The sequence below is a fragment of the Clostridium sp. UBA1652 genome (assembly GCF_002320975.1).
GTDB classification, from domain to species: Bacteria; Bacillota; Clostridia; order Clostridiales; family Clostridiaceae; genus Clostridium_T; species Clostridium_T intestinale.
Genome location: NZ_DCLI01000072.1, coordinates 1 through 10,006 on the forward strand (window position 1 = coordinate 1; position 10,006 = coordinate 10,006).

Annotated in this window: 7 protein-coding genes; all 7 read right to left on the reverse strand. The window is 28.0% G+C overall.

Annotation, left to right across the window (positions count from 1 at the left end; all coding sequences use genetic code 11):
• Window positions 1-89: 89 nt before the first annotated feature.
• Complete coding sequence (locus B3N22_RS14570) at window positions 90-503, reverse strand: CBS domain-containing protein (protein ID WP_021800600.1); 414 nt, start codon at window positions 501-503, stop codon at window positions 90-92.
• Between the two features lie 145 nt (window positions 504-648).
• Window positions 649-1,554, reverse strand: coding sequence for a 3'-5' exonuclease (locus B3N22_RS14575; protein WP_073018103.1), 906 nt, complete (start codon window positions 1,552-1,554; stop codon window positions 649-651).
• A 23-nt stretch (window positions 1,555-1,577) separates the two neighbouring features.
• Window positions 1,578-3,014 (reverse strand): transcriptional repressor LexA, encoded by a 1,437-nt coding sequence (gene lexA / locus B3N22_RS14580; RefSeq protein ID WP_286908282.1) that lies wholly within the window; start codon window positions 3,012-3,014, stop codon window positions 1,578-1,580.
• A gap of 100 nt (window positions 3,015-3,114) precedes the next feature.
• Window positions 3,115-4,917, reverse strand: a complete 1,803-nt coding sequence (locus B3N22_RS14585; protein WP_286908285.1) for a MutS-related protein — start codon at window positions 4,915-4,917, stop codon at window positions 3,115-3,117.
• A gap of 75 nt (window positions 4,918-4,992) precedes the next feature.
• Window positions 4,993-7,728 (reverse strand): AAA family ATPase, encoded by a 2,736-nt coding sequence (locus tag B3N22_RS14590; protein WP_286908287.1) that lies wholly within the window; start codon window positions 7,726-7,728, stop codon window positions 4,993-4,995.
• Window positions 7,718-8,854 (reverse strand): metallophosphoesterase family protein, encoded by a 1,137-nt coding sequence (locus B3N22_RS14595; protein WP_286908288.1) that lies wholly within the window; start codon window positions 8,852-8,854, stop codon window positions 7,718-7,720. The genes B3N22_RS14590 and B3N22_RS14595 overlap by 11 nt, the downstream gene beginning before the upstream one ends.
• A 91-nt stretch (window positions 8,855-8,945) precedes the next feature.
• Window positions 8,946-10,006 (reverse strand): hypothetical protein (locus B3N22_RS14600; protein WP_286908290.1); only part of this gene is annotated, 1,061 nt, incomplete at its 5' end.

The following is a 10,006-nucleotide window of genomic DNA, read 5'->3' on the forward strand; positions in this document are numbered from 1 at the left end:
CTTTATTAGAATATATATATATAAATTATCTTATGCTGTCAAACAAACAAAACCAGCTATCTTAAACTTACAAAGATAGCTGGAACATACTATAATTGATTTTGCTTCATTCCATTATAACAATGATTAATTATATCACTTCTTTTAATTATTCCTATAAAGGTTCCGTTGTCATCAATTACAGGAACAAAATTTTGGCTTACAGCTAGAGAAATTAAACTTTCTATTGATGCACTTATTTGAACACTTTTATGTTTTATTCTTCTTGGAATATCTTTAACTTTAACTGTTTCTGTATTAACAAAAGTTAATTCTGGTGTGTTTTTTAGCTTCCACAATAAATCACCTTCTGTTAATGTTCCTACGTATCTACCAGACTTGTCTATAAGTGGTATAGCAGTATATCCATGATGCTCCATTCTCTCCATTACCTGCCTCATTGTAGCATCTAAATTTTCGTAAACAACTTCATTTTTAGGCGTTAGAAAAAATGCTATATTCATATTCTTTCCTTTCAAACTTATAATTATCATCATTTATATTTTAGCATATTTAAAATGTAAATGTTATAGTTTAATTAATTTATTCGTATTTGTTAAATTACACAGTTAATTTTTAATATACTCTCAATTCCATAAGTTTGTACATTTATTTAGCCGCTTTTTTTAGTTTATAGCAGTAATTCATATACTCAACCTCATTTAATAATGTTTTTATTTCACTATATATCTCATCCCCACTTAAAGTTCTTTTCACTATCACTTCATGAAGAACTTTACTTTTACACTTTTCGCAATAATCAGTCCCCATAAATCTCCAACTAATTAGCCTTAGAGGATTATCTGTATTCATCTTATTTTTGCACCTAGGGCAGTTCATATTTATTTTGTTATAATCTAGGCTTAATTCCTTTAGATTTTTAATTGTAACAGCAGGCATATTATATATGTCATTTATAATATGATTTTTAACAACTCTGGGATTATAAACTCGCTTAAATACTTTAGAAGTGTATTCTGCATCATTAAGCGCATCGTGAAGTTTATTATTATCTTCAACTTTAATCTTAAGTTCTTGAAGTGCATTTTTGAGACTGATAGATTTCTTGTGAGCTAAAACTCCAGTACAATACTCCTGAATATCCAAATATTCATTTAACCAATCTATCTGATCATACTTATGATATTTAGCATTAACTATTATTTCTACAATATCATTTTTTGACCAGGTACATATTATATCCTGCTCCCCTACAAAATCCTTAAACACATTCATGGCTTCTGAAAATTCAATACCTCTATTTATAGACTCTTGTGTTATACCTGTCATTGAAGCTATCTTTGGATTTAATATTTTGAATATAGCTGGTTTTATATAAAGTTTCAACTCATCTATTTTATTCATATACCTATCTAGCTTAACTGCACCTATTTCTATAATCTCATTTTCAATAATTGTATTTCCTAACTGCGTATATTCTTGATAAAAACTTGGAATATATTTTGTTATTTCTCTTAAGTTATTAAACTCTAAATCTATAATAACAAATCCCATTTTTACTCCTTTACCCTAATTAATTACCCTAGTTTCTTTATAACCCCTATAGCAACCCCTAATATGTTTGCATCTCTTCCTTCTAGAGATATAGGCTCATATTTCTCATTTTCAGGCATTAGTAGAGGACTTTCTCCACTCATATCTAACCTCTTTAGCGTAGAGCTTCTATCTATATCTACAGCTACTATATCATTATGATCTGCTGTTGCCTGTTTTCTTATAACCACTAAATCCCCATTTAATATATTGATATTTTCCATAGAGTCTCCTTTTACCTTTAAAAGAAATACATCCTTTGAATTTCTTATCCAATCTTCTGGTAGTAAAAAGCTATCTTCCACATTTTCATTCATTAAAATAGGTTCACCGGCTGCTATATTAGAGAACAGAGGATATTCTTTTAAATTCCCCTCATTATAAATATAAGACTGATCTCCCTCTTTAATTACAAGTTCTTTTTCATTAGATGCCGTATCTCTAGAAAAATCTTTAAAAATCTTATTTCTTAGATTAATAAACCTGAATTCTTCTATTGAATTCCAGTTCTGTTTTTTAGACTTGTAACTATTTTTTAAAAGAAAACTTCTATTTATATTGGTTTCATCTAACACATTATATTTTCTTCCTTTAATAAACCATGTATTTTCTCTTGATTCTTTATTTTCACCCAATACATAGGTTAAGGAACTGTATTTTTCCATAACTAATAGGGAGTTAATAAATCTTATTTCAGCTAAAGTTAAAGCCTCACAATTATCGAGAATTATATGTGTATATGTCTTATTGAAATTCTTTCCAAATTCCAAAGCAAACAATATATTATCCCACTTATCCATAAGATTATTCTCTCTTAGAGTAGCATCATACCTATCTTTTAAGTAATAAATACCCTCTCTTGATAAGGAATTTTTCTTAATTCTTTTATCTCTTCCTTTTCTATCTATATTCATATATTCATCTTTACTAAAACCACTTGCTTTTATCCATTTTATTTCCTTTAACAAGAAATCCAATGAAGTATTGGCTATTAATTTAGATTTTTTATATGTTAATTTAAAATCAACTAATAAATCTTTTAAAAGGGTATATTCCTTCTCCTCATTAGAAAATTTATAGTTAACTTTTTTCACCCTCATATATCCTTGAGAATATATCTCTATTAATTCATTTAAAGTAAGTATTTCAAAGCCTTTATTAAAATAAGAAAATAAGGAATCATATCTATAATTTAAATCTAATTTTGCTTTTTCATATATTTCTTGTATATTCTTTTTGTCTTCTTCTCTTAAAACCACATATACTATGTTTTCATTCTGAAAAAGTCTGTAATTATTCTCTAAATTTATAATTCTGTATACTGCTGCGGTTGTTTTACCTGTAAACTCTCCTCCCTTTAGAAACTGATGCCCTAAAGTCTTAGAGTTTACGTATCTCCATTGACTTTTGTTTAATTCCATTTTTTCCTCCTGTTAAGCGTATATGATATAAAATATTATATCACTTTTAGCTTTATAATTTCTTAAATTAGAAGAAAAGTAACTAGATTTTAATATCTAGTTACTCCTTATCTAGAAGTTCTATACCTGCCATCTTCATAAGATAAACAGCATTCCTGGTAGTGGATCTTCCCTCTCTTAACTTATAATCAAATTTAATTTCATTGTTTTCGTAATATTCTCTAAAATGTAGATTCTTTATTCTTCTATCTTCTTTCTCTAAATCGCAAAGCTCGAAGTCATGGGTTGATACCAACCCCTTAGCTCCTTTATCCATAAGCTGTTTTATTAATATTTCTGCTCCTAAATGTCTATCTACAGAATTTGTTCCTTTAAAGATTTCATCTAGAAGAAAAAATATCTTTTCCCCTCTTTTAGTAGCTTCAATTATATTTTTCACTCTTAAAATCTCTGCATAAAAAGAAGATATTCTTTCCTCTAAATTATCTTTTGTTCTCATACAAGTATACGGAATCATTCTGCCTAGCTTGAAACTCTTTCCATTAATAGGCAAACCTAAATATGAAAATATCATATTTATTCCTATTGTTCTTAAAAAAGTACTTTTGCCTGACATATTAGAACCTGTTATTAATGCAGTTTTTAGTTCACCATTTAAATTAAACGAATTTTCAACTCCTTGAGGTATAATTAATGGATGAGCAATATCTTCCCCTTCAATAATATCTTCATCTGATATTTCTGGGAAAACCCAATATTCTTTATCATAACATACATTGCTTAGTGAAGAGTACGCCTCCATATCACCTAAAGCTAAAAGCCAATTTTCAACCTTATCCCTATTTCTTGCTTTCCACTTTTCTAATCTTGCCATAAGCATAAAATCCCACATAAGTAGTGAATTTAAAAGCCAATAAATCATGTTTGCCCTATCAAAAAGTAATTCACCTATATTACTTAATTCCTTCATCTCTTTAGATGCTTTTACACCATCTTTAGAATTTATCTTCTCTTTTATAGACTTATTAAGTTCCTCATTAAAAGTTTGGTTTTCTATTAGTTCTATCCCTTCATAATAAGCAGCTAGATTCTTTTTAAAAGAATAAATCTCCTCTAAAGCTTTTTCTATTTCTTTTTTCTTCAAGCTTAATATCCCTGCATTTATTATAATAGATAAGAAAAATAAGCTAAAAGGCAGTTTAAAAAATGTAATTAATAATATAGTAATTAATGATATACAAGGCATTATTATCCTTAAAATATTTACATTACTTGATAAAAACCAGCTATTTTCTTCTTTAACCCAACTTAAAAAATTCTCTGTTTTTTCTATTGAACTTTTATGCTTTAATGGTATTAACTCAAGTCTTTGTCTAAAATCTAATTTATCTGCTAATTCTCTTATGCTTTTCTGTCTTCTCTTAACTTCATCTTTTGTTGGTAGTTTACTATCTGATAATATTTTAGCTAAAGCTACTCTTCCATAAAAAGTTTTCGTTGTATTTATCCACTGAAACAATGAACTTTCACCAAATATATCTAGGTCATTTGTAAAGGGATGATCTTCTTTTAAAAAATCTTCTCCTTTATCCGAAAAATCCTTCCATAACCCTTCTGCTTTTCTTAAATGTTCATCGTTTATACCTATTAATAATTCTAATTCTCTTAGTTTTTCTTTTTCTCTTGTATGAGTAATAGCTAAATATATAAACACCCCTATTAGAACTAAAGATAAACCTAATATTATAGGACTTCCTTTTTTGAAATACTGATAACCTAATATAATTAGAACTATAAAACTTACCCCTCTTAATAAAGCTACTCTATCTATTCCTTTATTTACTTCATTAATATCTTTGCGTGTATTTTCTATATTTTTCTCATAAATCTCTGTGCTTCTCATGTAATCCCACCACTTCTCATAAAATTTAGTATACTTACTATTATATCTCATTAAGTGTAATATTAAAAACCTACTCTATAAATTTATTATATTTGCTTCATTTCTCAAAAAATTAACTTCTCTCTTTTGGCAACTAAATAATATAATCTGTCTCTTATCACTTAAATCACTTATAATTTTTAGAGTGTTTTCAAGCCTTTTGTCATCATATTGGATAAAGGCATCATCAAAAATTAATGGAACTTTTTTATCTTCGAAAAGCATATCTATAAGTGCAAGTCTTAAGGAAAGATAAACCTGATCCCAGGTTCCATTACTTAAATAATCCCCTTTTATAATATCTCCATTTTCTTCTCTAACTAATAACTCATACTCACTTCCAACCTTAACTTCTGTATATTTACCATTAGTTAATTTATTAAAATAATAAGCTACCTTTTCATTTAATACAGGCCCTATATTTTTCTGTAACTCTTTAAAAGATTCTTCTAAAAGTTCCTTGGCTATCTCTAAAGCTTCTAATTCTCTTTCATACTCAAATATTTTATCAGAAATTTCCTGAAAATCTCCTTCTATTGATATTATAGATCTTATTCCTAAAAATCTATTAGCCACCGAATTTTCTACATCTTTTAATAGCTTCTCATCTTCTAATAATTTATTTTGTGAGAGTTTGATTTCCTCTTCAACTTCTTCTTCGCTTTCATAAGAATATTCCAATGAATCTGCTAACATTTCCTTGAGTTCTTCTTTCATATGCTCTAAATCCCTGTCCTTTAGAAGGGCTGTATAGGTATCCTCAACCCCATTTAAAGCTAATAAGATCTTATCTTTTTCACTTATTTTTTCACTTAACTTCTCTAACTCTTTAGGTAATTCATGTAATTGAATTTTATCAAGCTTAAGAATTTTTAATTTGCTATTTAAGGATTTTTCTCTATTATCTATATCTTCTTTTAAAGCCTCATATCCAGCATTAAAAGTTCTCCATTTATGCATAACGATTTCCTGTCTCGATTTAACTAATTTTAATTCTTTTATTTTAACCATTAATTCTTCCGTATCTTTAGATGAAGTATAAGATAGTACTCTATCAATAATTTTATTATTATTAGATTGAGCGTTAATTACTTCTTCTATATTGTAGTTTGTAAGGCGCCTATTTCTTTCTTCTATCATTCTTTCTAATGTCTTCATTTCATCTTTATACTTTTTATATTCAGATAAAGCTTTAGGTAACTCCTCATAGGATTTTAACCCTAACTCTTCCCCGTATCCCATAAGCTTAGCTTCTATTTTATTTATATTGATTTCTAAAAGTTCTATATACTCTTTTTCATTTTTTTGCTTTTTTAAGTTCTCAATCTTTTGAGAATATTTAAAACTTGAAATCAAAAAAATACCTGAAAAAAATAAAGGTACGACTGAAAATACAGGCTTAATAAAAATCAGTGCAACAGATCCAATTATCCCTAAAATAATTAAAATATAATATAAATTTCTTATTAGACTGGCAGATTTTAAATCTTCTAAAGAATTTACAATTTTTCTATCTAATACTTTCCCTTTTAATTCAAATAATTTATTTTCGTAATCTCTAAAAGCTTCATATATTTCATCTTCCTTATTTTCTATTTTAATTGAGCTTCCTAAAGATTTTTTTATAAAACTTAGTCGACTCTCTAACTCTATAAGTTCTTTTTTATTTTCTTCATAAACTAATAGTTGAGCTTTGTGCTTTTCTGTTTCTTTTGATATTTTTAATATTTTGTCTTCTAATTCATCTCCAAGCTCTATTAATGAAGAAAACTCTTCTAACATTTTTTCAACTTCTAATTTTTCAGCTTCAATTTCTTTTCCTTCTTCAGCCTTATCTTCTGCTAAATTATAATAACTCATAAGAACAGTATTTTCTTCTTTTAGTTCTTCTATCTTCCCCTTAGTTATTAATCCTTCCTCAGCTTCTAATTCTCCGTCAATAGCTTTTGCTTTACTTTTAAGCTCCTCACTTTTCTTTAAATATTGAAGTATATCTTTATATTCTTTTTGAAGTTTTATTTTCTTTAAATGTTTTTTAAATACTTCAAGCTTCTTAAGCTTCAATCTTAAGGTTGATATTTCACCCCTAAGATTAATCCTCTTCATCTCATCCTCTAGATTCTGGTCAGCGGCCTTTAAAAATTGTTCTCGCTCTTCTAGAATTGATATTTTTCTCTCTCTTAAAATATCAAGTTTACCATTTCCTCTCGCTGTAGTTAACGCTTTTCTTATGGCTTCAAGTTTTGCTAAGGCCTTAAAATAAGAAACCCCTTCCTCCCCACTTTCAAGGCTATTAGTAAGCTTATTCATTATTTCATCATCTTTAGAAGAATTTAAATAAGTACCTAAACTTTTAATAAAAGCAGTGTTATCAAATGATTCTGAGTTTATGTTAATCATAGTCTTAGCAGGCTCATTATGATTTAATTCTCCAATCTCTGTTCCAGTTAATTCATTAATAACCTTAATTGTATCTTCTTTTTTGCTATTTCCAAAGGACCTTATAATTATTATATTTTCCCCATTATGTTCTAGCTCCATTTCTCCTGAAGCTCTTTCTCCGTCAAACATAACGTATCTAGCTCGACTATTATCCCTTATAGACTTTCCTCTTTTAGAATTCATCCCATAAAGAAACGCTTTTATAAAATGTTGTAAAGTAGTTTTTCCAGCTTCATTTTCCCCATTTATAATATTTATACCTTCCTTAAATTCTATCTCCTTATCTTTTAACACACCAAACTTCTTTATTTTAATATTTTTAATAATCATCTAAATTAATGTCCTCCTCTCTTAGGGCATTAAATGCTAGTTTAAGTGCTCGTTCCAAAGCTTCTTTATTTTCTGGTTCCTCTTCTAATCTCTTGTATACTTTTCTAAGAAATATACCTCGCAGAGAGTTTTCGTTTTTTACAATATCATAATCTAGTTTCACAGTAGTTTCATCTATTATCTTTATATAATAAAACATTTCTTTTAACCTATATTGAAGTTTTTTGATATTTATAGGAAGATCACTATAAACCTCCCCTTTTAATATTACTTTATAGAAATTTTTAACTCTCTTCTTTTCATCTACAGAACTAATAATCGATCTTAGTATCTCTTCTTGTGAATTAATTCCTGTTAAGTCCACCTCTATAAGTTCATATACTCTTTGACTTATAGCTCTAAACTTAAGATTATTATATCCTTTATAGACTTCACCAATTATTATCCCCTTTTCCCCTAACTCATCAAAGCCTCTTCCTTCTGGGCATCCACTATAAGCATAAAAGGTTTCCCCTTCTCTTTTTATATTAGAAAATCCATGTCTATGTCCTAATGCTAGATAATCTAATTTACTGTTTCTTATTTCCTCAAGAGTTAATGGATTATATTCATTCTCTTGTTCACCTCTAGCTATCTCTCCATGCAATGCCATTATATTAATATATTCTTTATGCTCTACTGGAACTTGAAACCCCTTTAACAGAGAAGCTTTTTCATAATTTGAGCTGAATGATTTACCATAAACTACTGTTTTCAAATCCTCTAATACTACAGCTTCCATGTCATTTGAAAATATATGCACATTTTCCGGCCATGTCAATAGGTTATAGAAACTTCTATCATTAAGAGGATCATGATTTCCTGCTACTATAAAAACTTTAGTTTTATTTATACTTTCTAATCTATCCTTAAGAAACTCTAAAGTAGATTTCTTTATGCATTTATTATCAAAAATATCACCACATAGAAGTAGTATTTCAACATCTTCTTCTTTAACTATATTAATTAAACTTTCAAAGCTTTTTTTTATATCTTCATTCCTTTTTTCGCCCATTGACGCTGATAATTCCTTAAATGGTGTATCAAAATGAAAATCAGCTCCATGTAATATCTTTACTCTATTCATACTTCATCACCTTAATCGAACTTTTGTTCTTATTTTAACATAGCTTGATAATTAATAAAAGAGCAAGATTTATTTCTTGCTCTTAAAATTTTTATTCATTTATATTAAAACTTGTAACCGAAAGTACTTGTTGTTCTTCCATATCTATATATTTTAAAGTAATGCTATCACCATCTCTTGCTAAAATAACCTCTGGACTTAAATTTTTATTAATCATAAAAATCTTTTCATTATCTTCAAGTTTAATATAGAAAATAGCTTTTCCCTCTTCGGTTGTTTGATTTATTCTCCATATTGTACCAGATATTTCTTTTTCTTTTATACTTTCGGAATCATTGCTTATCTTAACATCAGAACTCGAATTAATCTTACCTTCTGCTATAGCCTTCTTAAAGGAATCTAGTAAATCTGTTTTATTATCAGCTAACATTGAATACTTACTCTCCGCTGCAACTAAACCTAGTTTTACAAAAGAACCATCAGTTCTATTTATTACAGGAACTATCCACGTATCTACTCCATAGATATTATAAAGAATTGGTTGAGATGTTGCCCAATTTGCTTTATCAGCTCCTAATAACTTTTCAACAGAATTCATTGCTCCCTGTCCATTTAATAGTCCTGGAGTCTTATAATAAACCATTTCTCCTGTTCTTGAATCCATTAATGTATACCCTGTCATTGTTGTTGAGTTCTCTGATGTATTAGTATGATCTGTAAAAAAGTACATCTCTCCATCATTTCCAACTACAGGAACAACTTGTGTTGATTCAATTTCTAGTCCATTTATACTTAGTCCAGAACTCCAATTTGTTGGTATATGAACCTCTTTCTGCCCTATTTTTGAATTGATTAATCCTTTTTTATATCTTCCTTGGAACTCATTATACTGTTCTGCCACATCATAAGTATATATTTGATCTATCCATTCTGGTGTTTTATCCTTAGGGTAGGTCTTTGTTTCTCCAGTTTCAAGTTCATAAACAATTACTCCATCAACTTCTATTCCATTTCTTCCATATTTATAATGTCCATAAGAACCTATATAATATGGTTTTAATGTATCATCTAACTCTATGTTTGCATTTAATAATATAGAATCTTGTTTTACTGACCTCATTTTTCTATATATACTATAATAGTGCAAAAATA